At 55.7% G+C, this 23,925-nt stretch carries 26 protein-coding genes and 1 other RNA gene; 10 read left to right on the forward strand and 17 right to left on the reverse strand.

Features of this window, described 5'->3' with window-relative positions:
* Positions 1-213: 213 nt before the first annotated feature.
* Positions 214-592: RNase P RNA component class A (gene rnpB, locus QMZ30_RS23010), an RNA gene on the reverse strand.
* Between the two features lie 33 nt (positions 593-625).
* Complete coding sequence (rsmI, locus tag QMZ30_RS23015) at positions 626-1,489, reverse strand: 16S rRNA (cytidine(1402)-2'-O)-methyltransferase (protein ID WP_283229037.1); 864 nt, start codon at positions 1,487-1,489, stop codon at positions 626-628.
* A 62-nt stretch (positions 1,490-1,551) separates the two neighbouring features.
* On the opposite strand from rsmI, the gene QMZ30_RS23020 reads away from it, so the two are divergent.
* The 4 genes from QMZ30_RS23020 to dolP are packed head-to-tail and all read left to right on the forward strand — an operon-like array spanning position 1,552 to position 5,139.
* Positions 1,552-3,597: a penicillin-binding protein activator gene (locus tag QMZ30_RS23020; protein ID WP_283229038.1), complete on the forward strand. Its 2,046-nt coding sequence runs from the start codon at positions 1,552-1,554 to the stop codon at positions 3,595-3,597.
* Positions 3,555-3,950, forward strand: a complete 396-nt coding sequence (locus tag QMZ30_RS23025) for a YraN family protein (RefSeq protein ID WP_039331368.1) — start codon at positions 3,555-3,557, stop codon at positions 3,948-3,950. The genes QMZ30_RS23020 and QMZ30_RS23025 overlap by 43 nt, the downstream gene beginning before the upstream one ends.
* 14 nt (positions 3,951-3,964) lie before the next feature.
* Positions 3,965-4,552, forward strand: coding sequence for a DnaA initiator-associating protein DiaA (gene diaA / locus QMZ30_RS23030; RefSeq protein ID WP_007890352.1), 588 nt, complete (start codon positions 3,965-3,967; stop codon positions 4,550-4,552).
* Positions 4,553-4,566: 14 nt separating this feature from the next.
* Complete coding sequence (dolP, locus tag QMZ30_RS23035; RefSeq protein WP_039331375.1) at positions 4,567-5,139, forward strand: division/outer membrane stress-associated lipid-binding lipoprotein; 573 nt, start codon at positions 4,567-4,569, stop codon at positions 5,137-5,139.
* 70 nt (positions 5,140-5,209) lie between these two features.
* On the opposite strand, the gene QMZ30_RS23040 is transcribed toward dolP, so the two are convergent.
* The gene (locus QMZ30_RS23040; RefSeq protein ID WP_283229039.1) at positions 5,210-5,911 is read right to left on the reverse strand and encodes a pirin family protein; all 702 of its coding nucleotides are present in this window, start codon (positions 5,909-5,911) and stop codon (positions 5,210-5,212) included.
* Between the two features lie 129 nt (positions 5,912-6,040).
* Here QMZ30_RS23040 and QMZ30_RS23045 point away from each other — a divergent pair, with 129 nt between their 5' ends.
* Entirely contained in the window at positions 6,041-6,940 is a 900-nt protein-coding gene (locus tag QMZ30_RS23045; protein WP_039331379.1) for a LysR family transcriptional regulator, read from the forward strand.
* Positions 6,941-7,160: 220 nt separating this feature from the next.
* Here the strand turns inward: QMZ30_RS23045 and QMZ30_RS23050 are convergent, their stop codons facing one another.
* The 11 genes from QMZ30_RS23050 to pmbA form a co-directional block, all read right to left on the reverse strand.
* Positions 7,161-9,071, reverse strand: a complete 1,911-nt coding sequence (locus QMZ30_RS23050) for a BglG family transcription antiterminator (protein ID WP_283229040.1) — start codon at positions 9,069-9,071, stop codon at positions 7,161-7,163.
* 23 nt (positions 9,072-9,094) lie between these two features.
* Entirely contained in the window at positions 9,095-9,832 is a 738-nt protein-coding gene (gene dagF, locus QMZ30_RS23055; protein WP_039331384.1) for a 2-dehydro-3-deoxy-phosphogluconate aldolase, read from the reverse strand.
* Complete coding sequence (locus QMZ30_RS23060) at positions 9,829-10,950, reverse strand: DgaE family pyridoxal phosphate-dependent ammonia lyase (RefSeq protein WP_283229041.1); 1,122 nt, start codon at positions 10,948-10,950, stop codon at positions 9,829-9,831. The genes dagF and QMZ30_RS23060 overlap by 4 nt, the downstream gene beginning before the upstream one ends.
* Positions 10,934-12,067, reverse strand: coding sequence for an amidohydrolase/deacetylase family metallohydrolase (locus QMZ30_RS23065; RefSeq protein WP_058971297.1), 1,134 nt, complete (start codon positions 12,065-12,067; stop codon positions 10,934-10,936). The genes QMZ30_RS23060 and QMZ30_RS23065 overlap by 17 nt, the downstream gene beginning before the upstream one ends.
* Before the next feature lie 123 nt (positions 12,068-12,190).
* Positions 12,191-12,838 carry a DUF4310 family protein gene (locus tag QMZ30_RS23070; RefSeq protein WP_039331390.1) on the reverse strand — a complete coding sequence of 216 codons (648 nt, stop codon included), beginning with the start codon at positions 12,836-12,838 and terminating at the stop codon, positions 12,191-12,193.
* Positions 12,839-12,850: 12 nt separating this feature from the next.
* Positions 12,851-13,627: a DUF4311 domain-containing protein gene (locus QMZ30_RS23075; RefSeq protein ID WP_039331392.1), complete on the reverse strand. Its 777-nt coding sequence runs from the start codon at positions 13,625-13,627 to the stop codon at positions 12,851-12,853.
* Between the two features lie 25 nt (positions 13,628-13,652).
* On the reverse strand, positions 13,653-13,952 hold the full coding sequence (locus QMZ30_RS23080; protein ID WP_283229042.1) for a DUF4312 family protein: 300 nt from the start codon (positions 13,950-13,952) through the stop codon (positions 13,653-13,655).
* A 2-nt stretch (positions 13,953-13,954) separates the two neighbouring features.
* On the reverse strand, positions 13,955-14,311 hold the full coding sequence (locus tag QMZ30_RS23085; RefSeq protein ID WP_009087404.1) for an SFCGS family glycine-rich protein: 357 nt from the start codon (positions 14,309-14,311) through the stop codon (positions 13,955-13,957).
* A gap of 17 nt (positions 14,312-14,328) precedes the next feature.
* Positions 14,329-14,667, reverse strand: coding sequence for a glycine dehydrogenase (locus QMZ30_RS23090; RefSeq protein ID WP_039331400.1), 339 nt, complete (start codon positions 14,665-14,667; stop codon positions 14,329-14,331).
* Between the two features lie 254 nt (positions 14,668-14,921).
* Complete coding sequence (gene cybC / locus QMZ30_RS23095; RefSeq protein ID WP_283229043.1) at positions 14,922-15,308, reverse strand: cytochrome b562; 387 nt, start codon at positions 15,306-15,308, stop codon at positions 14,922-14,924.
* 69 nt (positions 15,309-15,377) lie between these two features.
* On the reverse strand, positions 15,378-16,718 hold the full coding sequence (gene pmbA / locus QMZ30_RS23100; protein ID WP_283229044.1) for a metalloprotease PmbA: 1,341 nt from the start codon (positions 16,716-16,718) through the stop codon (positions 15,378-15,380).
* Positions 16,719-16,834: 116 nt separating this feature from the next.
* Between pmbA and yjgA the strand changes: the two genes are divergently transcribed.
* Positions 16,835-17,383 (forward strand): ribosome biogenesis factor YjgA, encoded by a 549-nt coding sequence (gene yjgA / locus QMZ30_RS23105; protein WP_058971291.1) that lies wholly within the window; start codon positions 16,835-16,837, stop codon positions 17,381-17,383.
* Positions 17,384-17,601: 218 nt separating this feature from the next.
* Here yjgA and mpl read toward each other — a convergent pair whose 3' ends face one another.
* The gene (gene mpl / locus QMZ30_RS23110) at positions 17,602-18,957 is read right to left on the reverse strand and encodes a UDP-N-acetylmuramate:L-alanyl-gamma-D-glutamyl-meso-diaminopimelate ligase (protein ID WP_283229045.1); all 1,356 of its coding nucleotides are present in this window, start codon (positions 18,955-18,957) and stop codon (positions 17,602-17,604) included.
* 166 nt (positions 18,958-19,123) lie between these two features.
* On the opposite strand from mpl, the gene fbp reads away from it, so the two are divergent.
* Positions 19,124-20,128 carry a class 1 fructose-bisphosphatase gene (fbp, locus tag QMZ30_RS23115; protein WP_039331410.1) on the forward strand — a complete coding sequence of 335 codons (1,005 nt, stop codon included), beginning with the start codon at positions 19,124-19,126 and terminating at the stop codon, positions 20,126-20,128.
* Between the two features lie 47 nt (positions 20,129-20,175).
* On the opposite strand, the gene QMZ30_RS23120 is transcribed toward fbp, so the two are convergent.
* Positions 20,176-21,735 (reverse strand): methyl-accepting chemotaxis protein, encoded by a 1,560-nt coding sequence (locus QMZ30_RS23120; protein ID WP_283229077.1) that lies wholly within the window; start codon positions 21,733-21,735, stop codon positions 20,176-20,178.
* 173 nt (positions 21,736-21,908) lie between these two features.
* On the opposite strand from QMZ30_RS23120, the gene QMZ30_RS23125 reads away from it, so the two are divergent.
* From QMZ30_RS23125 to ppa, 3 genes are all read left to right on the forward strand, one after another.
* On the forward strand, positions 21,909-22,322 hold the full coding sequence (locus tag QMZ30_RS23125) for a lysozyme inhibitor LprI family protein (protein ID WP_283229046.1): 414 nt from the start codon (positions 21,909-21,911) through the stop codon (positions 22,320-22,322).
* 70 nt (positions 22,323-22,392) lie between these two features.
* Positions 22,393-22,842 (forward strand): DUF441 domain-containing protein, encoded by a 450-nt coding sequence (locus tag QMZ30_RS23130; RefSeq protein WP_038644476.1) that lies wholly within the window; start codon positions 22,393-22,395, stop codon positions 22,840-22,842.
* Positions 22,843-22,942: 100 nt separating this feature from the next.
* Positions 22,943-23,473 (forward strand): inorganic diphosphatase, encoded by a 531-nt coding sequence (ppa, locus tag QMZ30_RS23135; RefSeq protein ID WP_039331418.1) that lies wholly within the window; start codon positions 22,943-22,945, stop codon positions 23,471-23,473.
* Between the two features lie 98 nt (positions 23,474-23,571).
* Here ppa and QMZ30_RS23140 read toward each other — a convergent pair whose 3' ends face one another.
* Positions 23,572-23,925: a gamma-glutamylcyclotransferase family protein gene (locus QMZ30_RS23140; protein ID WP_283229047.1), complete on the reverse strand. Its 354-nt coding sequence runs from the start codon at positions 23,923-23,925 to the stop codon at positions 23,572-23,574.

Raw genomic sequence — 23,925 nt, forward strand, 5'->3', positions numbered from 1 at the left:
ATTGGTGGAACAATCAGTAGATCACATATCTCTATGCCTGTCTTATTTTACCCGCCCATTACTGGGGATTCCTCAGCACCGAGGCGGTTTTTTCCATAAAGAGGTCGAAACTGACCGGTAAGCCGCGTTCTTTTCATAGAAAGCGGAGTGGACAGTCATTCATCTTGTCCCAGAAAGCAAAAACCCCGCCGAGGCGGGGTTTTTCCATAAAGAAGTCGAAACTGACCGATAAGCCGGGTTCTGTCTTGGACAGTCATTCATCTAGGCCAGCAATCGCTCACTGGCTCAAGCAGCCTACCCGGGTTCAGTACGGGCCGTACCTTGTGAACCCCTATTTGGCCTTGCTCCGGGTGGAGTTTACCGTGCCACGAACTGTTGCCAGTCGCGCGGTGCGCTCTTACCGCACCCTTTCACCCTTACCTGATCCCATTACTGGGCCATCGGCGGTTTGCTCTCTGTTGCACTGGTCGTAGGCTTGCGCCCCCCAGGCGTTACCTGGCACCCTGCCCTATGGAGCCCGGACTTTCCTCCCCTCTGCCCGTCTCCCCCCGAAAGAGGACGACGACAAAGCGGCGACTGTCTGGTCAGCTTCGGCGCGGGATAATAGGCGATCCGTCAGCGTTTGTCACGCCTCTTGCTGCTCCAGGGCGTACTTGTAGAGTGCGTTTTTCTTAACACCATGAATTTCCGCTGTCAGCGCTGCGGCTTTTTTCAGCGGCAGCTCGCTCTGGAGCAGAGCCAGCGTGCGCAGCGCTTCAGCAGGCAAGGCTTCTTCATCCGCCTTATGGCCTTCTACAATCAGCACCATCTCGCCTTTGCGGCGGTTTTCATCTTCCAGCACCCAGGCCAGCAGCTCACCCACCGGCGCGCCCTGAATGGTTTCCCAGGTTTTGGTGATTTCGCGCGCCAGCACCACATAGCGATCCGCGCCCCATACGCTCACCATATCCTGCAGGCTATCGAGCAAACGGTGGGTGGATTCATAAAAAATCAGGGTGCGGGCTTCATTCTCAAGCGACCGCAGCACATCACAACGTCCCTTGCTTTTGGCGGGCAGAAACCCTTCGTAACAGAAACGATCTGACGGTAACCCCGCCGCGCTTAATGCTGTAATCGCCGCGCAGGCACCCGGCAACGGAACCACGCGCACACCTGCTTCACGGCAGCGACGCACCAGATGATAGCCCGGATCGTTGATTAACGGCGTGCCCGCATCCGAGACCAGTGCAATGCTCTGGCCTTCCTGCAGCTTGGCTAACAACACTTCTGCTTTCTGTTGTTCGTTGTGGTCGTGAAGTGCGAACAGTCGCGCATTGATGGCGAAATGTTGTAGCAACAGCCCGGTATGACGTGTATCTTCCGCTGCGACCAGATCGACGCTCGCAAGCACCGTCAGCGCACGCTGCGTGATATCACCCAGGTTACCGATCGGGGTAGGAACGATATAGAGCGTGCTGGCAGAAATCTCTGCCCGATCGAGTTGTTTCATTGTTTCATCCGAATTGCCGATTTAATATTGAGCATCTTGAAAAAAACATCACTGGATACAGTATGCTTCCTTCAAAAGTCGTACGTCATAAAGCAGGACGCTTTGTACCTGTTCTTCTCGCTGGGCTGATTTTAGCCGCGTGTAGCGGTCAGGGACCGCAGCAAACCTCCAACGTCAATATTCAGGGCCCGGCAACTGGCCGGTCTGACTATTATCTGCAGCAGGTGCAACAAAGCAGCGATGATAGCAAGACCGACTGGCAATTACTTGCCATCCGTGCCCTATTGAAGGAAGGAAAGTATCCTCAGGCTAACGATCAGATATCTCAACTGCCGCAACAGCTCTCCGCTGTACAGCAGCAAGAGCTGCTATTACTGCGTGCTCAGATGCAGATTGGTCAGCAAGATTTTGGGGGTGCCCAGCAGCAACTCGGTCAGGTGAAAACCGACGGTCTGTCTCAGGATCAGCAGGTGCGCTTCTACGCGCTGCAAATCGCGGCGGCTCAGAATCGCCCTTCACTCGCGTTGCTACGCGCCTATATCGCTCAGGAACCGCTGCTGCAAGGTGCCGACCACCAGAGCAATATTGACGCCACCTGGCAAGCCCTGACGCAGATGACGCAAGATCAGCTGAACAGCCTGGTGATCAATGCCGATGAAAATATCCTGCAAGGCTGGCTGGATCTGCTGAACACCTGGCACACCAACAGCCAGGATCCGCAGATGCTGAAAGCGGCCATCAAAGACTGGCAGACGCGCTATCCGCAGAACCCTGCGGCGAAGACGCTGCCGACTGCACTGAGCCAGGTGCAGAATTTCAGTAAAGCCTCCACCAGCACCATCGCATTGCTGTTACCGCTGAATGGCCAGGCGCAGGTCTTCGCTAATGCCATCCAGAAAGGCTTTAACGATGCCAAAAATGGCGTGCTGAATGCTCCCGCACCTCAGCCAGCGCCTGCTGCACCGGCCGCTACCGATGCCAGTGCGCAGCCAGCCGCACAGCAACCCGTTGATGCCAACGCCGCAGCCAATACCGTGGTTAGCCCCGCGATGGCGGCAAACACCCCGGCACAAGCTGAGCAACCACAGCCCGCTGCTCAGCCCGCGGCTGCTCAGCCAGACAGCAACGCGCAGGTCAAAGTGTATGACACCAGCAGCCAGCCCATTGCCCAGGTGATGCAGCAGGCACAGCAGGATGGCGCCACCATCGTGGTCGGTCCGCTGCTGAAAAATGAAGTGGAGTCCGTGGTGAACAGCCAGACGCCACTCAACGTTCTGGCGTTGAATGAGCCAGAACAGATCCAGAACCATCCGAATATTTGTTATTTTGCGCTTTCTCCTGAAGACGAAGCGCGTGATGCCGCGCACCATATCTACGAGCAAGGCAAGCGCCAGCCATTACTGTTGGTGCCACGCAGCAGCTATGGCGACCGTGTGAGCAAAGCTTTCGCCCAGGAGTGGCAGAAACTTGGCGGCTCCACCGTACTGCAACAACGTTTCGGTGGCGTTTCTGAGCTGAAACAGGGTATCAATAGCGGTGCAGGTATCGCGCTGAGTGGCACGCCACTGACCGTGGAGCAGCCACAAGCTGCAGGCGTAGCCGTGGCGGGCCTGACCATTCCGGCTCCGCAAACCGCGACGCCAGCTCCAACGGCAGATGCCAGCAGCGGCAGCATCGATGCGGTGTATATCGTTGCCAGCCAGGATGAGCTGCAGCTGATCAAGCCGATGATTGCGATGCGCACCAGCAGCCGCAATAACATCGCGCTTTATGCCAGCTCACGCAGTGCGCAGGCCGGTGCAGGCCCTGATTTCCGTCTGGAAATGGATGGTCTGCAATTCAGCGATATTCCGCTGCTCTCCGGGAGCAATCCTGGTCTGATGCAGCAGGCGGCGAAGTCGTTTAACAACGATTATTCGCTGGTTCGTCTCTATGCGATGGGCATTGATGCCTGGACGCTGGCGAATCACTTTAACCAGATGCGTCAGGTGCCGGGTTTTGCCATTGATGGCAACACGGGCAAACTGAACGCTGACACGGATTGCGTGATCAACAGGAAGTTGGCATGGAACCAGTATCGTCAGGGACAAATCGTTCCGGTGCAGTAAACCGCCAGCGCATTGGCGCTGAGCAGGAGCAGCAGGCGCGTCGCTATCTGGAACGCGCCGGGCTGCAGTGGGTCGCCAGCAATGTGCGGTGTCGCAGCGGGGAAATTGACCTGATCATGCGCGATGCCGACTGCTGGGTGTTTGTTGAAGTGCGCTATCGGCGTGATGCGCGATATGGCGGTGCGGCTGCCAGCGTCACTCGCCAGAAACAACAAAAGCTGCTGCGTACCGCCGCACTGTGGTTACTGGCACGCGGCGGTAGTTTCGATACGGTGAATTGCCGTTTTGACATCATTGCCATTACCGGGCGCGAGCTGGAGTGGCTGCCCGATGCCTTTAATGCCGATGGATAGAACCAGGTGGTCTTGTGCAGGACAGAATTAAAGCGTGTTTTACCGAAAGTATTCAGACTCAAATCGCCGCTGCGGAAGCGCTGCCGGATGCCATTTCCCGCGCGGCCATGACGCTGGTGCAGTCGCTGCTGAACGGTAACAAAATCCTGAGCTGCGGCAACGGTGCGTCATCGGCCAACGCGCAGCATTTCGCCGCCAGCATGATCAATCGTTTTGAGACCGAGCGTCCCAGCCTGCCCGCGCTGGCACTGAGCGCCGACAACGTGATGCTGACGGCGATTGGTAACGATCGTCTGCATGATGAGATTTATGCCAAGCAGGTTCGCGCGCTTGGTCAGGCCGGTGATGTGCTGCTGGCCATTTCAACCCGTGGTAACACCCGCGATATTGTGAAAGCGGTTGAAGCTGCGGTTACTCGCGATATGACTATCGTCGCGCTGACCGGCCATGACGGCGGTGAGCTGGCGGGCCTGCTGGGTCCGCACGATGTGGAAATTCGCATTCCGTCACATCGCAGCGCACGCATTCAGGAAATGCATATGCTGACGCTGAATTGCCTGTGCGATTTGATTGATAACACTTTGTTCCCACACCAGGAATGACTGAAGGAGCTCAAATGAAAGCATTGAACGCTGTCGCCATTCTGTTAACCGCCATGCTGTTGCAGGGCTGTGTCGCCGTTGTCGCGGGCGGTGCCGCTGTCGCCACCAAAACGGCCACCGATCCCCGTACCGTAGGTACCCAGGTGGATGATGGTACGCTGGAGTTACGTGTCACCAACGCGCTGGCGAAAGATGAACAAATCAAAAACCAGGCTCGTGTGGTCGTCACCGCGTATCAAGGCAAAGTGCTGCTGACCGGCCAGTCACCGTCTGCCGACCTGGCGAGCCGCGCGAAACAGATCGCCATGGGCGTCGATGGTGCCACCGAAGTCTATAACGAAATCCGTACCGGCCAGAAAGTCAGCCTCGGGACCTCCTCTTCTGATACCTGGATCACCACCAAAATTCGTTCGCAGCTGTTGGGCAGTGATCAGGTGAAATCATCCAACGTGAAAGTGACCACGGAAAATGGTGAGGTGTTCTTGCTGGGTCTGGTGACACAACAAGAAGCGGCAGCTGCCGCGGATGTGGCCAGCCGTGTCAGCGGTGTGAAGCACGTGACCACAGCCTTTACCATTCTGAAATAACGGCAAAATAAAAGGCGCACAACGGTGCGCCTGTTTATCAAACCAAGGCAGCCTCTATCGGCTGCCTTTTTCATCCCGGAAGGTCAATGACCAGCGCACGCAGCGGCGTTTTCGCCTGTAACGTGATCTGGTTCTCTTCACTCAAAAACGCCCCATCACCGCAGCCGAGTCGTTCCTGATTAGCACTGTTGGCTTGCAGATCCAGTGAGCCATGAATCGATTGCAGATACGCGCGCGCGCCATGGAGTTTCACCGTGTAATGCTCACCGGGAGCCAGCGTCACCTGATGCACCCAAACCTGTTGGCGCAGTTGCAGGCTACCTTCGGCACCATCCGGCGAAGCCAGCAGCAAGCAGGTTTGTTCCGGCAACGCCATTTTCTGCAGCAGCGGATTTTCACGGTCGGGGCAAGCGGCCAGCCACAGTTGCATACGCGTAAGGGGGCGATCTTTGCTGATATTGATTTCGCTGTAATTCACGCCCTGACGCGTGGATAACAGCATTGCTTCCCCGGCGTTGGCGATCAGATGATTCCCTTCACTGTCGCGGTATTCCGCTTCGCCTTGCAGCACCAGGTTCAGCACATCGACTTGCGGATAGCTGCGCGGCTGAAACGCGGCACCCGGCGCCAGCACTTCCTGGTTGAGCACGCGTAAGGACGCGTAGCCCATCATTTTAGGATCAAAATAGTGGCCAAAAGAGAAGCTGTATCGCGCCTGCAACCAACCGAAATCGGCTTGGCCACATGCGGACGCGCAGCGGGTTGTCATCATGAATTACCTCCGACGCTCTGCGGTGATAATCGATCGCAGGCTTTATACGTCAATGGTAAAAGGCTGGACGCCAGATTGTAAGCCAGTTAATCTGCCGGGCATGTTCAAATTTACTGACAGAGAACCGGCATGGCAAAAGACCGCGCGTTAACCCTCGAAGCTTTACGTGTGATGGATGCTATTGATCGTCGTGGCAGCTTTGCCGCAGCGGCCGATGAACTGGGTCGTGTTCCCTCTGCATTAAGCTACACCATGCAGAAGCTGGAAGAGGAACTGGACGTGGTGCTGTTTGACCGCTCTGGCCACCGCACTAAATTCACCAATGTAGGACGCATGCTGCTGGAGCGTGGTCGCGTGCTGTTGGAAGCGGCCGATAAACTCACCACCGATGCCGAAGCCCTTGCGCGCGGTTGGGAAACCCATCTGACCATCGTGGCGGAAGCGCTGATCCCCACCAATCTGCTGTTCCCCATCGTCGAGAAGCTGGCGGAAAAAGCCAATACGCAGATTTCGCTGGTCACTGAAGTGCTGGCGGGTGCGTGGGAGCGGCTGGAACAGGGCCGCGCCGATATCGTGATTGCGCCCGATATGCATTTTCGCGCCTCGACCGAAATCAACACCCGCAAGCTTTACAGCATCATGAGCGTGTACGTGGCCAGCCCGGATCATCCGATTCATCAGGAAGCCGAGCCGCTGTCCGAAGTGACCCGCGTGAAGTATCGCGGTATTGCCGTAGCGGATACCGCGCGCGAGCGTCCAGTTTTAACCGTGCAGTTGCTGGATAAACAGCAGCGATTGACGGTCAGCAGTATGGACGACAAACGCCGTGCGCTGCTGGCAGGATTGGGTGTCGCCACCATGCCCTACCCGATGGTGGAGCAGGATATCGCCGAAGGGCGTCTGCGTGTGGTGAGTGCCGAATACACGCGTGAAGTGGATATTATTATGGCGTGGCGCCGCGACAGTATGGGTGAGGCCAAGGCGTGGTGTTTACGTGAGATCCCGCGGTTGCTGGCGAAGCGCGGTTAGGGTGGTGCGTGCTGACTCCCTCACCCCAGCCCTCTCCCGCAAGCGGTAGAGGGGGCAGATCCAGCATCTGAGTGAAAACGGAACGCCACCTAAACATTCCCTCGCCCACTTGCAGTAGAGGGGGCCGACCCAGCATCGCAGTGATAACGGTGCGCCCCCTAAACATTCCCTCGCCCGCTTGCGGGAGAGGGTTAGGGTGAGGGTGAAAGACCACCGCCCTTCACATCCTGCTCAAACAATCTATCGCTACCGCTTTAAAACTGACGAAATCGCCACAATCCCGCAGCCGTGCGGCCGCCCTTTCGCGCAGAAAGGTCACGAACAGATCGTAAATCGCCATCGCCTCTTCGTACTCGCTTTTGCTGATCGCCAGCAGGAAAATCACCGATGCCGTTTCATCACCCCAGCTCACGCCATGCGGTGCCAGCACGGTGTAGACCACGGTTTTCTTCGCCAGTAATCCCAGCGAGTGCGGCAGCGCGATACCTTCGCCAAGCAGCGTGCTGACTATCGCTTCACGCTCTTCAACCGACGGATAAAAATCGGCATCCACATACCCTTCCCGCTCCAGCTGCTCGCACAACACACCGAACAGCGCCGACTGTGACATCGGCTTATCCAGCACCATAAAGTGCTGCGCATCGAAGTACTTCTCCAGCATGTACGGACGGGTGCGATCCACCAGCACCAGCTTACCCAACTGCTCAAGCTGGAACTCAGTCGGGAACGGCGACATCACCACAATCGGCTTGTTCTTCTCGCTGAGACGCGCGGTCGAAATCACGAAGTCTTCGTCGATGTGCGCGCGCATCTCATAATCACGCTGCGATAAACGCGCCGTGACCACTAATTGCGGATATTTGCGCAGCAGCAGCGCCTCAATCATGCGTAGCGTGGAGTTGCCGCTGTCGCACACCAGCAGCACCTGCGGGTGGCGCTGATAGCCGACATCGTAGTGGCGTTCCAGCCCGACGCCGATGTGCAGCACCAGGAACCCGATCTCGTTTTCGCTGATGCTGTAAGGCGTGTACTTGCCCCAACTGGTCACCGCCGCCAGCGTCACGTCATACGCCATTGGATAGTGCTGTTTGATGTTGCTCAGCAAGGGATTCGGAATATGGATTTGGTAGCGCACCCGAGTGATCATGGTCTTAATATGGGTGAGCAGATCGGCGCGCAGTTGTTCATCCTGCTGGAGCCGGTAGTTGTAATGGGTGTTGATGTAGTTCAGCAGGTAATCGACCAGCGCATCGGCGTCATCCGCATTGATGGTGCTGGGCGCTAATGCCTGGATCTGGCGCGCGGCAATATTGACGCGCAGCCAGTTTTCTTCGGCCTGCGAGATCGGTTTGCCCACCAGCGGCCGCATCAGGTTCACCAAATCCTGCGCCGCTTCACGCACTTCATCACCGACATCTTCTGCGCCGGGATCGTTAAGTGGAAAACCCTCGCTGATGCGGCGTATCGCCACGGCGCAGTAGATTTGCAGATAGCGTTCCCCCTCATCACTGAGGCGAATCGCGTGCTGAGCGAAGCAGTGTTCCAGCAGCGGCTTTAACTGATCCAGCATGCCGCTGTGCAAGGCTTCCACCGTCAGCAGCGGGCTGTCTGGCGTCACCTGATCGATCTGCCAGAGCAAATCCGTCAGGCAGGTGCGGATCGCCGCCTCACTGCCAAACAGCTTCATGCCGTAACGCGGTTTGGTTTCGATATTGAGATGATAGCGGCCGAGCCATTCACGCACTTCCGCCATATCACTTTGCAACGTTGCGCGGCTGACAAACCACTCTTCCGACAAATCTTCCAGCTTGAGGGAATAGGCGGCGGTGAGGAAACGCGTCAGCAGATAGCGCACGCGGTCCTGCGACGTGCGCGGCACGCGCAACGGCGCGGCGCTCTCTTCCTGCAAGCGGTCGAAACGCACCACGTCGTCAATCTTTAGTTGATAGCCCGCGCCGCGCGCCAGCACGAACTGCGCGCCGTGTTGCTCCAGCAGCGCATTCAGCGCGGTGATATCGGTGCGCACCGTGCGCGTGGAAACAGAAAAGCGGCGCGCCAACTCATCCTGCGGCAGCGTTTCGTTTTGTAGCGCAGCGAAAAGTTGTGCCAGTCGCTGATTGGGAAATCTCACGGAGCCTCACCTGTACTGATGTGTTACAGCAATTTTTTGCACGTTGCCAGAAGCTGACGCACATCGTCAATGCGCGTGTCACCGGTGGCGCTATCGATAATCGAACTATAGACGTGCGGGATAACTTTGCTTACGCCTGCATCGAGCGCAATCTGCACAATGGCTTCGAAATTATTGAGATCGATGCCGCCAGTCGGCTCCAGCCAGAAGTCGTGACGCGCACAGGCTTCCGCCACCGCGCGATACTCATTCACCGCTTTCAAACCGCCCATGGGGAAGTATTTCACTGAGCTGCCACCCATGTCTTGCAGCATGGCAATCGCGCTGTCGATTGGCACAATCGCATCTTCAACCTGCGAACTGCGTGGCCCGGTGGAGATCTTCACCAAACCTGGCGTGCCGGTCGGGGAGATCAATCCATTCACGACGGTTTGGTTCTGGCCCAGCAGCGCACGGCTGGTCGCCACACCGGTAAACACCTGGTTGACGTGCTGTGGTTGAAGCACCGCAGAGATTTCACTCACCATCGCCGACTGATTCGGATCGCCCGCGCCCAAGCCCACGGACAGTGCGTTATCGATCAGCGCCGCATACTCGCGCATATCGGCAATCGCTTCTTCGTTACTGGCGTAGTTTTTTGACAGCACCCCCACCAACACATGGCCTTCCGCTGCCTGCCAAATCTCTTTAGCATTCTGCTTTGAACCCGCCAGCACGTTGAGGCACAGACGGTCCTGATAGAAATTAGGGTTCAGACTCATGCGCGTTTTCCTCCGCTGATTAACGCCTGGATACGGCTAAAGATGATGTGTAGCTGATCGGCACTCACGCTGCGCACATCGGCTTCAATGATGCCTTCATTGGCTTTATAGCCACGGAAATAGATGGCGATGTCGCCGGTTTTCAGCGCCTGCACCAGTTCGCCAGTGGGCCAACCCGTGACTGCTTCATCAAACTTAATTTCCGCACGGGCGATATCACGTCCTGCCGCATCCCACACCACGCGAGCGGTCACGCCATTTATCCCATTGAGATGGTCGATAAACGGCGTCATCTTGGCGACCATTTCGGCACCGGTGGTTTTCGGCTGTACCAGATAGTTTTCAATCGCTTGCGTCAGACCAAGAATACCCTCTTTGCCGACTTTCATCGCACGACCAATGCCGTTGCTCTGGCGTTTTACCCATTCAACGTACTGGGTACGGCCAATCACCAATCCACTAGTGGGCCCTTCAATCGCTTTCGCACCGCTGTAAATCACCAGATCGGCACCCATCTGGTAGTAGCACTGCAGATCCTCTTCCGCCGCCGCATCCACGATCAATGGAATACCGTGCTTACGCGCAACGACCGCCGCCTGCTCAACGCTGAGGTGGCTTTTCTGCACACAGTGGTGTGACTTGATGTACAGCAGCGCTGCCGTGGTCGGCGTGATGGCTGCCGCCAGTTGTTCTGGCGAGCACTCATTGCTGTAACCCGCTTCGATCAGGCGTCCACCGCCCAGTGCTACCATCGCACCCACCGGAGCACCAAAATTCACGTTGTGGCCTTTTGGCACCACGATATTGTGCGGCACGGTCAGCGGCGCAGCGTGCAGGTTATCCAGCAGCCAGTCGTTATCTTTGACGATCACCGCTGCCACGCTTTGCGCGATACCGGCAGAGGCGCACGACACCACTACTGCATTCTCGACCTCCAGCAATTTCGCGATGTACGCGCCGGTCTTGTTGACCAGATCTTTGATCTCGAAATAGTGATTCAAACCGTAGCTGACCGTGTCCACCACATCAGCAGACGGGGTAGAAACCCCAAGAATGGTCATACGACCGGAGGCATTGATGACCTGTTTCAGGTCATATTTTTCATAAATCGAAGACATGATTGGTTTTCCCTTCATCAGTCAGATGCCACTCACCCGCGACAACCACGGCCAGCGGCAGCAAATGTTGCTCACCCAGAACCCGTTCGCCTTCAGCATCGACGAACGGGCGGGCTTCCTCTTTGACGGTAAAAATGGTCAGGTCGGCGTCATAACCTGCGGTTAAGCGCCCTTTGCCTGCTAAACGCAGGCCAGCCGCGGCGTTCACCGTGACGCAGTCAATAATCTGCGGCAGGGTCATACCGATGCTGAAAAATTTCGACATCACGTGCGCCAGGCTGTGTACCGGCCCGTTGATGCGGTTGCGACAATAGATGTCCGAGCTAATAGTGTCAGGGAGAATGCCCTGCGCGATGGCCTGCCGCGCCACTTCAAAACTGAAGCTGGCACTGCCGTGACCGATGTCCAGCTTCACACCGCGCGCGATGGCATTTTTCACCGCCGCTTTCAGTTCACCTTGCGGCGACAGAATGCGGTTAGGTTTGCCATTGAAGCAGTGGGTGATGATGTCACCGGAAGTCAGCAGATCGGCGATCTCTTCCAGCACCGGTGGGTTATTCCCGATATGCACCATCAATGGCAGATTACCGGCCGCCTGCTGAATGGCTTTGGCACGAATCAGCGGCTGGATGCCGTTTTCACCCACCACGCTGCTGCTCATGCGCGCTTTCAGGCCCACGATAAAGTCTGGACGGCGTTTCACCGCCTGCACCACCGCTTCGCCATCGATCTGCGTCATATCCGCCAGTTCGTTCTGGGTGATGATGCCGGTGCGCGAGATGTTGATCAGCGCACGTACTTCGGTGGTGGCGGAACGGGTAAGCTGATAGAAATCGTCGATATGATCCGCGCCGGTGCTGCCCGCATCGACAACCGTGGTGACGCCCTGCGCCACACCAATCGCGTCGGCTTCATCGTGGTAAATCGGGGATTTGGGGTAGCAGTGTACGTGGCTGTCGATCCAGCCTGCACTGACGTAGTAACGCCCTGCCAGATCGCGCTCCTGCTGAGCTGGGCCGCTGACCTCGCCTACAGCAGCAATTTTGCCGTGCTGGATGGCAATATCCACCAGCTGTTCGTCGCACAGACGCGCGCGGCGCAGAATCAGATCAAACATGTTTACTCCTTACATACATCATGCACATGTCGTAGCGGCACAATTCATTGCGCATTTAACAATGAAGACGCTGCCAAAAAGCGCGATAAATCGCGCCGCTACGAATTTATGCAGACCTGCCTATCACAACGAAATCGGGAACATCGCGCCTAACACCATGGCACCGAGGATCGCACCACCGGTGATCGGTTTGTTCCAGAGATAGAACAGCAGCGCGCCCACCAGCGAACCCAGACCGATTGGAATCGATGCGGCCATCGCAGAGAGAATGATCAACGGCCCAAGGAAGCGACCGGAGGCATTACCTGCGCCCATCATCACGTCCGCACCGTAGGTGGAGTCGCTCTGATTAATGGTGAACTTACGCGCCAGGATAATCAGATAACCAATGGCTAAACCGACGACCAGACCCGTTGCCAGTGAAGCGGCGAAGTTGGCCACTGGGAACACAATCCCTGCCCCGAGCAGCAGCGCCGGAACGCCCAGGCCAACGCCGGTCTGGATTGCGCCACCAATATCGAGGATGCCCACCAGCGAACCTTCGATGATGCGGGCAAACAGGAAACTGGCACCAAATGCCGCCACCGCGCCATACACGCCGGTTTCCATGCCGGAACGCAGCATCGACACAAACGCCACTTCGTTAAACGCGCCAATACCGTACAGGTAGTACATGTGCGTACCGGCAAACACACCCGCAGACAGCAGGCCAACAAAGATCGGGAACGACCAGTCGGCATACCAGAACCCTTTGTTTTCGGTCTCGTTCATGCTTAAGGCTCCTTATTTGCCGCTCAGGCTGTTATGGATCATGTCCAGCCAGCCTGGGATGCCCAGCTGGAAGGATTGCAGCAGCTTCATGTCAAAGCCGCGGAAGAAGCCGCTCAGGGCAAACAGCAGCACGATAGCGAACATCATCACTTTGGTGACCTTGTTCCAGCCGCTCTCTTCCACGCCTTTACCGATCAGGATGCCCAGTACCAGACCCGGTACCGCGTTACCCATGATCAACTGCGCCAGACCGCCAAAAATGGTCGCCCAGAAACCCGATTTCTTACCGGCATCAATCGCCGCCAGCCAGAAGATCACTGGCATCACGGTGTTCACCAGCAGGTTCGCGGCGGGGACTAAGACTTTGACCGCCGTGACCTGCAATGCCGCGGGCACCGCAGAAGCGGTACTGTTGAGGAATGCCACTACGATCATGCCGATGATGCCGCAGGCAATCGCCATGCGTTTCGGATTGTGCAGGGTTTCGGCGAGGTTACGATTTTTCACCATCAACGCTGCCGCGCCCCAGTTGGGAATAATGCGGTGGTCAACGTCCTGTGTGAAGGAACCCGCAGCCACTGACGATGCCCAGGCGTTAAAGAAGAAGCCAAGACCAAAGGAGAAGTGCGATGCAGGATCGCCTTCGCAGGAATTGAGTTCACCCAAGGTACGAAATGCGCCCATACCCTGCGTGGTCGGTGCGTGGAACATGCGCGCTGCGCCCGCTCCTACCCCAACGCCAACCAATCCACCTATGATCAACGACTTAAACAAAATGATCAGAAACATGTTGTTGTACCCTTTGTTGTCGTTTTTATTTCGTCGCGATGAATTCCACCTTGTCGGTATCGATCACGGTGACGCTGACGGTAATTTCCAGCTCGACGCTGAAGTTCCGTCGTTCGCGCGCCAGAAAGAAGAACAAGAACTTCTCTGTGCGTACGCTCTCCTGCGCGCGCAGCACCCGCACATCTATGGGTTCAATGCGCAACAGAATCTTTTGACTGGTGCGCAGCACTTGCTGCTGCACCTTGCTCAGTGCATCGGCAAAGGCTTTTGCTTTGCTGTCGCCTTTGCCCTGCACCGTGACCTGAGTGTCATATTGCTGTTTCATGCTTAGCTGCCGTGCTTCTTGTTCCACGCCTGCACCAGACGTTCACCCAGCTCTTCTTTATCCATAAAGCCGAAGCCCAGCACGGTGGCGCCTTCGTTGATGGCCGTGACGCCCTCATCGATGGAACGCATACCGTGTTTCGCTTTGTAGCCGTATTTATTCTGTGCAGTGATGGCACCCGCACCGCCGCTGCCGCAGAAAGAGATGCCGAAGTCTGCGTTTTCCGCTTTCATTACATCGCCCAGCTTCATGTCTGCCGCGACGCCCGGTACCACGACGGCACGTCCGCCTGCTTTCTCAATACCGGCTGCGACTTTCTGGCCTTTACCCAGACGATCACCAATAACGACAGTTACCATGTTCAATTCCTCTCAATTCAAGATTCGTTCGATTTCGCCACTTCGATATGCACCGAAAGTAGCCAGGCTTCTTCTTTAGGCAGATTGCCAAACAGATCCACCACCTGCTGCGCCAGCGCCATGGTGTCTGGCGAGATATCTTCAAACAGCTCGGCTTCTACTTCTGGCAGCGCCTCACCCGTCAGGGAGCGCCCGGCCATGGCCCGCACATGTGAAGCCAGCATCTGCTGCTGAACCGCATTGGCTTCAATCTGGTGAGCGGTGTAGATCGCCGCAATTTGCTTCATCACGTTATCCGCCAACGCCTGAATGGCTTCCGGCGTACTTTGCTTCAGTGGGACAGCTTCACTCCTCACCTTGTTACTCCTGTTTACTGCGGACAATTAGAGATAATTCGCGTTGAAAAGAAATTACGCTTTCCGCTAGCCGCTGTGGAGACGCATCTTTTCCACCTTGAAGTGGAAATCCCACGGCTGAGTGTGCGCCAGATCGCAGTACGCACGAACTGTGCGAAACAGGTCACAAAATGCGGTGATGTGATGGATTAAAGCGAAAAAAAACGGTGAGGTGAGCGAAGGAAATAAGGCCAGCAGAGGGCTGGCCAAGTTTATCAGCGGAATTTCTTATGGTTGGCGTTGCGAATATCTTCCAGTTTCTTCGCTTCCGTTTTGGCCTCGTCCAGTTTGTTGGCTTTGGCTAACTGGTCAACGACATCAATCTGCGCAATCAACGAATCAAGACCGGCGTGATAATCCTTAATCTGGGCACTGTCGGCTGCCTGACCTTCCAGTTTCTCCGGGGTGGATTTTTTCGCATCCTCCGCCGCCTGGCGCATCTTGCCGAGTGCAGTTTGCATTTCCTGAGCATCGGAGGTTTTTTTCACCACGCTCAGACCATCTTTCAGCGTATCCATATCTTTCTCCAGGTCAGCGGCAAAAACGCTAGCCGAGGAGAACAACAGCGAGAGAGACAACATTGCAATCACATGCTTACGCATACTCGTTCCTTCTTTTTATTTTTGGGCAAAAAAAAGCAGCCTCGCGGGCTGCTTTCAGGAAGCGATGTTTTATTGTCCGGCGATTTTCATCTCCGGCAGCAGCACCGACCCGCATTGTATATTGCTGCGCGTTTCAATGTCGTTACCGAGGGTTACCATATTGAGCCACATGTCTTTCAGGTTGCCCGCAATTGTGATCTCACTCACAGGATATTGGATTTCACCGTTTTCAACCCAGAAGCCTGACGCGCCGCGCGAGTAATCGCCAGTCATGGCACTGACGCTGGAACCCATCATTTCGGTGACCACTAAACCACGGCCCATCTGCTTCAACAGATCCTCAAAGCTGTGGCCCTGACCGGCAATGCGCCAGTTATGGATGCCGCCCGCGTGACCGGTGCTCTGCAAGCCAAGCTTGCGCGCCGAATAGCTGGTCAGCAGCCAGTTTTGCAGTACGCCATCTTTAATGATGTCACGCGCCTGAGTACGCACACCTTCGCTGTCGAACGGCGTGGAAGCCAGCCCTTTCAGCAGATGCGGTTTTTCTTCGATGGTCAGCCATTCCGGCAGAATCTGTTTGCCCAGTGAATCCAGCAGGAAGGTCGATTTACGATAGACGCTGCCGCCGCTGATCATGCCCACCAGATGACCGAACAAACCGGTCGCCACTTCTGGCGCGAAGATCACCGGTGCTTTCATGGTTGACAGCTTACGCGGCGCTAAACGTGACAACACGCGACGCGCGCACTCCTGCCCCACCCATTCCGCGCTTTTCAGGTCGTCCATTGAGCGACCAATGGTGTAGGCGTAGTCACGCTCCATGTCGCCATCTTGCTCTGCAATCACGCAGCTGGAGAGTGAATGACGGCTTGAGCAGTAGCTTTGCAGCATGCCGTGGCTGTTACCAAACACTTTGATGCCGACATGGCTGTTAAAGCTGCCGCCTTCGGTATTGGTGATGCGCTTATCCGCCTGCAGTGACGCTTGCTCCGCCTGAGCGGCCAGTTCGATAGCGCGATCGGCATCGATCTCCCACGGGTGGTAGAGATCAAGATCCGGCGCTTCAAAAGCCAGCAGATCGGGATCGGCGGGTGCACCAAAAGGATCAACCGAGGTGTAACGGGCAATATCGATCGCCGCCTGCACGGTGCGTTTAATCGCATCCGGGCTAAGGTCGGTTGAGGAAGCACTGCCTTTGCGGTTTTGATGATAGACGGTGATGCCGAGCGCACCATCGCTGTTGAATTCGACGTTTTCGACTTCGCCGTAGCGGGTGCTGACGCCGATGCCGGTGGTTTTAGTGACCGCCACTTCTGCACCATCGGTGCTGACTTTCGCCAGTTCCAGCGCCTGCGCGACAGCCTGTTCTAACACTTTACGTTGTTCTGCAACCTGAGTAGATACGTTCATCGACCTGCCGTCTAATCTTAAGTATGAATTTATTGAGTCTATCAGACTCAGAGAACAATTTCGCAGTCGCCCGATAAACTGGTAGGATTAGCCTCTTTTTTTTAGGGAGCCAAGAGATGACCAAGCAGCCCGATGACTGGCTCGACGATGTGCCGGATAATCAAAACGAAGAAGATGAAGACGATGAGATTATCTGGGTCAGTAAAAGCGAAATTAAACGCGACGCCGAAGAGCTAAAACGCCTCGGTGCCGAGTTAGTGGATTTAGGGAAAAACTCCCTCGATAAGATCCCCCTCGACGAAGATCTGCGTGCCGCCATTGAACTGGCGCAGCGCATTAAGAAGGAAGGCCGTCGCCGCCAGTTGCAGCTGATCGGTAAGATGTTGCGCGCGCGCGATGAAGATCCGATCCGTCAGGCGCTGGATAAGCTGAAGAACCGCCACAACCAGCAGGTTGCGCTGTTCCATAAACTCGAGCAATTGCGCGATCGTTTGATTGAGAAAGGCGATGATGCCGTGGCAGAGGTGATTGCCCTCTATCCAGACGCGGACCGTCAGCAGTTGCGCAGCATGATCCGTAATGCGCAGAAAGAGAAAGCCGCGAACAAGCCGGTTAAATCAGCCCGTCAGATTTTCCAGTATCTGCGCGAGTTGGCAGAAGCATAGGTCCTCTGCGTCTGCAGCCCTCACCCTAACCCTCTCCCGCAAGCGGGCGAGGGAATGTTTAGGTGGTGCAAATACAGTGCGCCATTCGGCTCCTTCTCCCGCTTGCGGGCGAGGGAATGTTTAGGTGGGGATTCAATGCAAATGCAGTGCGCCATTCGGCTCCTTCTCCCGCTTGCGGGAGAAGGTTGGGATGAGGGTCAGCGAACACTCCCGCCCAATTATTTCGCCAATCTCTCCAGCAGTTTCTGATGAATACCACCAAAACCGCCGTTACTCATCACCAGGATGGAATCTCCTGGCTGGGCCTCTTTCGCCACCATCTCTACCAGCGTATCAATATCCGCGCTCCACTTGGCTGGCTGGACACAGGCTTCCGCCACATCCGACACCTGCCACGGAATATGATGTGGCTGGAACAGGAACACGTTATCAGCACGGCCCAGTGACGGTGCCAAATCGTTTTTACTGACGCCCATCTTCATGGTGTTAGAGCGTGGTTCCAGCACTGCCAGAATGCGCGCCGTGCCACCGACTTTACTGCGCAGCGCCGCCAGCGTGGCGTGGATTGCTGTAGGGTGATGTGCAAAGTCGTCATACACCTTGATGCCATTCGCTTCACCACGCAGTTCCAGGCGACGACGTGCATTAATAAAGCTGCTGAGCGCTTCACCTGCATCCACGGGTTTCACGCCCACGTGACGAGCGGCGGCAACCGCCATCAGGCCGTTGTGCATGTTGTGTTCGCCCACCAGCGCCCAGTTCACTTCGCCGACTTTCTCGCCATCAAGCCAGATTTCCCAGTGTGATGAGTCCGGCGTCAATTTCTTCGCCTGCCAGTGGCCGTTGTCGCCCACGGTTTCCTGCTCGCTCCAGCAGCCCATCGCCATCACCTGCTTGAGATTATGATCGTGCTCTGGCAGCAGGATCTTACCCTGTCCCGGCACGATACGAATCAGGTGGTGGAACTGTTTCTGGATCGCACGCAGATCGTCAAAAATATCGGCGTGATCGAATTCGAGGTTGTTGAGGATCAGGGTGCGCGGGCAGTAATGGACAAACTTAGAACGTTTGTCGAAGAACGCGCTGTCGTACTCATCCGCCTCAATGACGAAGAATGGACTTTTTCCTAATTTTGCCGAAACGTCGAAGTTTCCAGGCACACCACCGATGATAAAGCCCGGCTCAAGGCCACAGGCCTCCAGAATCCACGCTGCCATGCCTGCGGTGGTGGTTTTTCCGTGGGTGCCCGCCACGGCCAGCACCCAGCGATCGCGCAGCACGAAATCGTGCAGCCACTGTGGGCCAGACAGGTAAGGAATGTTGCGTTCCAGTACCGCTTCCACACACGGATTACCGCGCGTCATGGCGTTGCCAATGATCACCAAATCCGGTTGCGGATCGAGTTGACTGGCATCATAACCTTCTGTTAATTCAATGCCTTGCTGCTCCAGCAAGGTGCTCATCGGCGGGTAGACATTGGCGTCTGAACCGGTCACTTCGTGTCCCAGTGAACGGGCGAGCATCGCCAGTCCGCCCATGAAAGTGCCGCAAATCCCAAGGATGTGAATACGCATAAAGAGACCCATTACTCAAAAGTTCGGCGCACAGTGTAACCCCGAGCAGAGTGGGAAGAAACGGATTAGGACTATGGTTTTTAAAGTTCAATCGGCTAAACTGCGCTCATACGTTGGTAGCGTGTTACAGCTGCTACCACTCCACCGTAGATTCAGGGAATGTGTTATGAAAACGTTAGGCGAATTCATCGTCGAGAAGCAACACGACTTTCCTCACGCCACAGGTGAACTGACGGCGCTGATTTCCTCCATTAAGCTCGGGGCTAAGATTATCCACCGCGACATCAACAAAGCGGGTCTGGTGGATATTCTTGGTGCCAGCGGCGTGGAAAACGTGCAGGGTGAACAGCAGATGAAGCTGGACCTGTTCGCGAATGAAAAACTGAAAGCTGCCCTGAAAGCGCGTGGCGTGGTTGCCGGTATCGCTTCTGAAGAAGAAGATGAGTTTGTCATCTTTGAAGGTTCAGAGGACGGTAAATACGTGGTGTTGATGGACCCACTGGATGGTTCTTCCAACATTGACGTTAATGTTTCCGTTGGTACCATTTTCTCTATCTATCACCGCATCAGTGAGCCGGGCACCCCGATCACCGAAGCGGACTTCATGCAGCCGGGCAACAAGCAAGTCGCTGCCGGTTATGTGGTGTACGGTTCTTCCACCATGATGGTCTACACCACCGGTGTGGGCGTGCATGCGTTTACCTACGATCCGTCGCTCGGCGTGTTCTGCCTGAGCCACGAGCGCATGACCTTCCCAGAGAAAGGCTATACCTACTCAATTAACGAAGGTAACTACATTCGCTTCCCACAGGGCGTGAAGAAATACCTGAAATTCTGTCAGGAAGAAGATGTGGCGACCAAGCGCCCGTACACATCGCGCTACATCGGTTCACTGGTGGCAGACTTCCACCGTAACCTGCTGAAAGGCGGCATCTATCTCTATCCAAGCACCGCCAGCCATCCGAAAGGCAAGCTGCGTCTGCTGTATGAGTGCAACCCAATGGCGTTCCTGGCGGAGCAGGCTGGCGGTAAAGCCAGTGACGGTGAGCATCGTATCCTCGACATTCAGCCTGAAACGCTGCACCAGCGTTGCCCGTTCTTCTGCGGCAACGATGCGATGGTCGATGACGTTGAGCGCTTCATCCGTGAATTCCCGGACAGCCACGCGTAAATTGATCTGAGATGAAAAAGCCCGCTCTTAATGAGCGGGCTTTTTTTTTACGCGGTGACCACACGGAACTGCGCCATCGACTCCTGCAACTGCTGCGACTGCGCTTCCAGTGACTGGGTGGCGGCGCTGGCTTCTTCCACCAGCGCGGCGTTCTGCTGCGCGGCTTCATCCATCTGCGTCACCGCTTGATTCACCTGTTCAATGCCACGACTCTGCTCTTCTGAGGCAATCGAAATCTCTTTCATCAGTGACGTGACGCGCATCACTTCAGTGGAGATCTCGTCCATGGTTTCACCCGCACGCGTGGCCATGTCGCTGCCCTCTTTGACGCGCGTCTGGGATTCACTGATCAGCTCGCGGATCTCTTTCGCGGCGGTGGCGCTGCGTCCGGCCAGGGTGCGTACTTCATTCGCGACCACGGCAAAACCACGCCCCTGCTCCCCGGCACGCGCCGCTTCAACCGATGCGTTGAGCGCGAGGATATTGGTCTGGAAAGCAATGCCGTCGATAACGCTAAGAATATCGCCGATGCGGTTTGAGCTTTGAGTGATCTCCTGCATCTTCTCCATCACGTAGCCCACCACTTCAGCACCGCGATCCGCGCTGGTCGAGACATTGCTGGCTAACTGGTTCGCCTGCTGCGCATTGCTGGCATTAAGACGCACTGTCGCGGTGAGCTGCTCCATACTGGCCGCCGTCTGCTCCAGCGACGCCGCCGACTCTTCAGTGCGCTGTGACAAATGCACGGTGCCTGCCGCCAGTTCACGGCTGCCCACGTCAATCTGCAGACTGGCCTCACGCACCTGACTGACGGAATCACGCAACGCCAGCTGCATATCGGACAGTGCCTGATTAAGACGACCAATTTCATTACTGCCCGCTGCGGGTAACGGCTGTGAAAGATCGCCTGCCGCAATCTGCTCCAGATGCGCAATGGCGCTGTCGAGAGGGCGCAGTAACGAGCGACGTAACAGCTGCCAGGCCAGCACGATTAGCAGCAGCGTCAGCGCCATCACCACGCCAATCATTACTTTCATCTGCACTTCGTTATCTGCCGCTTGCTGCAAACGCGCAGCGGAGACTTGATCGGCATACTGGCTGAAATCATTCACCGCTTTCGAGTAGTTGGCCGCGAGCTGCGACTGCTTCCCTTCCAGCACCTGATAATACTCATCGGTGTACTGCTTTTTCAGGGCATCCATCATCGGCGTGATGCCCTCTTTGTCGTAGATGGCATAAGTGGCGACGACGGCATCCGCCAAGGTTTTCCCCTGAGCGGTGACCGTGCCCGCATCGACAAAGGCTTTCAGTAAGGCGTGCGAGCTATCCACAGCGGCCTGCGCTTGATTCGTGACTTTCGTTCCGTCATCCAACAAACCAATCTCGATTTTGCGTACCGCCAACGCCGCATTGGCGCGTGCACGCATCAGTTCAGAGCGGCTTTGATACAACTTATTCAGCTCAATCCCCTGGATGCGGTTTAACGCGTCCAGAGATTGATTCCCAGCATTGATGGCATAAATACCCATGGCGCTGACGGCTAACAGCATCACCGTCATGATGGCCAACAACACAAGCAAAGCGGTACGTATTGATAGTTGTCTGATCATGATCATTCCCGTGTGTATGGAAAAAGGCAGAACTCCACTGGCCCTAAAACGGAGAGATTATCGGCAGTTGATCACAGAAACTTTATCCAGAGTTGATAGTCATTCGGCTGGCAATCCCCTACTCTTCACAATGAATTAAGTGTGACCGCCAAAAATGAAGGGATAAATTGATGAAAAAATGGCTTTTGCTCGCCTGCTTTTGCACCTCGGGAATGGCGCTGGCGCAAACCCATCCGCTGGATCAGCAGCTACAACAATGTCTGAACAAGGAATCGTCTACCGCCGGCATGTCGCAGTGCTACAGCGCGGCCAATCAGTCCTGGGACAAAGAGATGAATGTTCAGTACAACCAGGCAATGAAAAAATTAACCGGTGACGCTAAAGACAAATTACGCACTGCCCAGCGTGCGTGGCTGACATACCGCGACAGCTGGATGGATGCCAGCCGCAGCTATTTCCTGAGCAGCCAGGGCAGCATGGCGGCCCTCTCCGTAGGTGCGCAAGGGGTCAACCTGGTGCGTAATCAGGCATTAATGTTGCAATCAATCAACAAAGGCAGTTGCGCCAATCCCGATGATTGTTGATAAATGGGGGCGTTAAAAAACGTCAGCGCGGGCACTGATCCGCGCACCTATCCATCTACAGGGAGAAATCATGGCTGCTTATGCCTCTACCATCATTCTGGTTTGCCTCGCCGTTCTCAGCTATTTCGTGCACAACAGCGCTGTCACTATCTCGATTCTGATCTTACTCGCCATCAAACTCACGCCGCTGTCGCAGTTCTTTCCGTATGTGGAAAAACAGGGGATTCAGATCGGTATCATTATTCTGACCGTGGCGGTAATGGCACCGCTGGCCAGCGGCACCTTGCCGGCTTCGTCACTGCTAAAGTCCTTTGCTAACTGGCAATCGATTGTGGCGATTATTGTCGGGGTGTTTGTTGCCTGGCTGGGTGGTCGTGGCGTCAGTTTTATGAGTGTGCAGCCATCGGTGATTGGTGGATTGTTGATCGGCACGGTAATTGGCGTGGCGTTTTTCCGTGGTGTCCCGGTCGGACCACTGATTGCTGCGGGGATTGTCTCGCTGTTTGTCACCGCTAAGTAGGCCGTTGGAGCATTCCGAAACGCCAAAAAGGGGGCATACTTTCAGAGTCAGTTGGCTATAATAGCCGTCACTCAACATACGACCAATGAAGGAAAGCCAGATGAGTTTGAACCAGGTGCCTGCAGGTAAAGAACTGCCAGAAGATATCTATGTCGTTATCGAGATCCCAGCGAATGCCGATCCGATCAAATATGAAGTGGACAAAGAGTCTGGCGCCCTGTTTGTAGACCGTTTCATGTCTACCGCCATGTTCTATCCGTGCAACTACGGTTACATCAACCACACCCTGTCTCTGGATGGTGATCCGGTTGACGTGCTGGTGCCAACCCCGTACCCGCTGGTGCCGGGTTCTGTGATTCGCTGCCGTCCAGTTGGCGTGCTGAAAATGACCGACGAGTCTGGTGAAGATGCCAAACTGGTTGCGGTTCCGCACACCAAACTGAGCAAAGAATACGATCACATCAAAGATGTGAACGACCTGCCAGAGCTGCTGAAAGCGCAGATCACCCACTTCTTCGAGCACTACAAAGACCTGGAAAAAGGCAAATGGGTGAAGGTTGACGGCTGGGACAACGCAGAAGCGGCCAAAGCTGAAATCATCTCTTCTTTCGAGCGCGCTCAGAAGAAATAATCGAGTCCTGGTGCGCATGAATGCGCACCCTACAACGTAGGGTGCACATGCCACGACCGGATGTTAAAAAAACACCGTCCATTGGACGGTGTTTTTATTTATGCCTCGGTATCCTCGTCGCGTTTTAGCCAGTCACCACTCGCGATGCGGGTGCGACCAGCTATCGAACGCTGATACACATACAGCCAGGCAGTGCCGTAAGGCGTCTGGATAAGTTGGCGTTTGTATTCGCCATTCTTGGTGCGCAAGGCATCAAGTTCGCCGAGCGTGCTGGCATCGATGCGATAAACCTCGCAACAGACCTTGCCTGCACCCTCAACCACGCCCGGATAATGACCCAGATTGTAGAGATCGAACCCTTCAATCTGATGGTCTCCGAGCCATTGCGCATTCGTCATCCAATGACTGTTTCCCTGTTTGCGCCGTAAACTGCCGTAGACAATTATTCGCAT

Origin of the sequence: Pantoea sp. EA-12 (assembly GCF_030053355.1) — a bacterium.
GTDB lineage: Bacteria > Pseudomonadota > Gammaproteobacteria > Enterobacterales > Enterobacteriaceae > Pantoea > Pantoea vagans_C.

Coding starts and splice junctions, on each gene's coding strand:
- rsmI (WP_283229037.1), bottom strand. CDS start 1,489: ATGAAACAACTCGATCGGGCAGAGATTTCTGCCAGCACGCTCTATATC.
- QMZ30_RS23020 (WP_283229038.1), top strand. CDS start 1,552: ATGCTTCCTTCAAAAGTCGTACGTCATAAAGCAGGACGCTTTGTACCT.
- QMZ30_RS23025 (WP_039331368.1), top strand. CDS start 3,555: ATGGAACCAGTATCGTCAGGGACAAATCGTTCCGGTGCAGTAAACCGC.
- dolP (WP_039331375.1), top strand. CDS start 4,567: ATGAAAGCATTGAACGCTGTCGCCATTCTGTTAACCGCCATGCTGTTG.
- QMZ30_RS23040 (WP_283229039.1), bottom strand. CDS start 5,911: ATGATGACAACCCGCTGCGCGTCCGCATGTGGCCAAGCCGATTTCGGT.
- QMZ30_RS23045 (WP_039331379.1), top strand. CDS start 6,041: ATGGCAAAAGACCGCGCGTTAACCCTCGAAGCTTTACGTGTGATGGAT.
- dagF (WP_039331384.1), bottom strand. CDS start 9,832: ATGAGTCTGAACCCTAATTTCTATCAGGACCGTCTGTGCCTCAACGTG.
- QMZ30_RS23060 (WP_283229041.1), bottom strand. CDS start 10,950: ATGTCTTCGATTTATGAAAAATATGACCTGAAACAGGTCATCAATGCC.
- QMZ30_RS23065 (WP_058971297.1), bottom strand. CDS start 12,067: ATGTTTGATCTGATTCTGCGCCGCGCGCGTCTGTGCGACGAACAGCTG.
- QMZ30_RS23070 (WP_039331390.1), bottom strand. CDS start 12,838: ATGAACGAGACCGAAAACAAAGGGTTCTGGTATGCCGACTGGTCGTTC.
- QMZ30_RS23075 (WP_039331392.1), bottom strand. CDS start 13,627: ATGTTTCTGATCATTTTGTTTAAGTCGTTGATCATAGGTGGATTGGTT.
- QMZ30_RS23080 (WP_283229042.1), bottom strand. CDS start 13,952: ATGAAACAGCAATATGACACTCAGGTCACGGTGCAGGGCAAAGGCGAC.
- QMZ30_RS23085 (WP_009087404.1), bottom strand. CDS start 14,311: ATGGTAACTGTCGTTATTGGTGATCGTCTGGGTAAAGGCCAGAAAGTC.
- cybC (WP_283229043.1), bottom strand. CDS start 15,308: ATGCGTAAGCATGTGATTGCAATGTTGTCTCTCTCGCTGTTGTTCTCC.
- pmbA (WP_283229044.1), bottom strand. CDS start 16,718: ATGAACGTATCTACTCAGGTTGCAGAACAACGTAAAGTGTTAGAACAG.
- yjgA (WP_058971291.1), top strand. CDS start 16,835: ATGACCAAGCAGCCCGATGACTGGCTCGACGATGTGCCGGATAATCAA.
- mpl (WP_283229045.1), bottom strand. CDS start 18,957: ATGCGTATTCACATCCTTGGGATTTGCGGCACTTTCATGGGCGGACTG.
- fbp (WP_039331410.1), top strand. CDS start 19,124: ATGAAAACGTTAGGCGAATTCATCGTCGAGAAGCAACACGACTTTCCT.
- QMZ30_RS23125 (WP_283229046.1), top strand. CDS start 21,909: ATGAAAAAATGGCTTTTGCTCGCCTGCTTTTGCACCTCGGGAATGGCG.
- QMZ30_RS23130 (WP_038644476.1), top strand. CDS start 22,393: ATGGCTGCTTATGCCTCTACCATCATTCTGGTTTGCCTCGCCGTTCTC.
- ppa (WP_039331418.1), top strand. CDS start 22,943: ATGAGTTTGAACCAGGTGCCTGCAGGTAAAGAACTGCCAGAAGATATC.
- QMZ30_RS23140 (WP_283229047.1), bottom strand. CDS start 23,925: ATGCGAATAATTGTCTACGGCAGTTTACGGCGCAAACAGGGAAACAGT.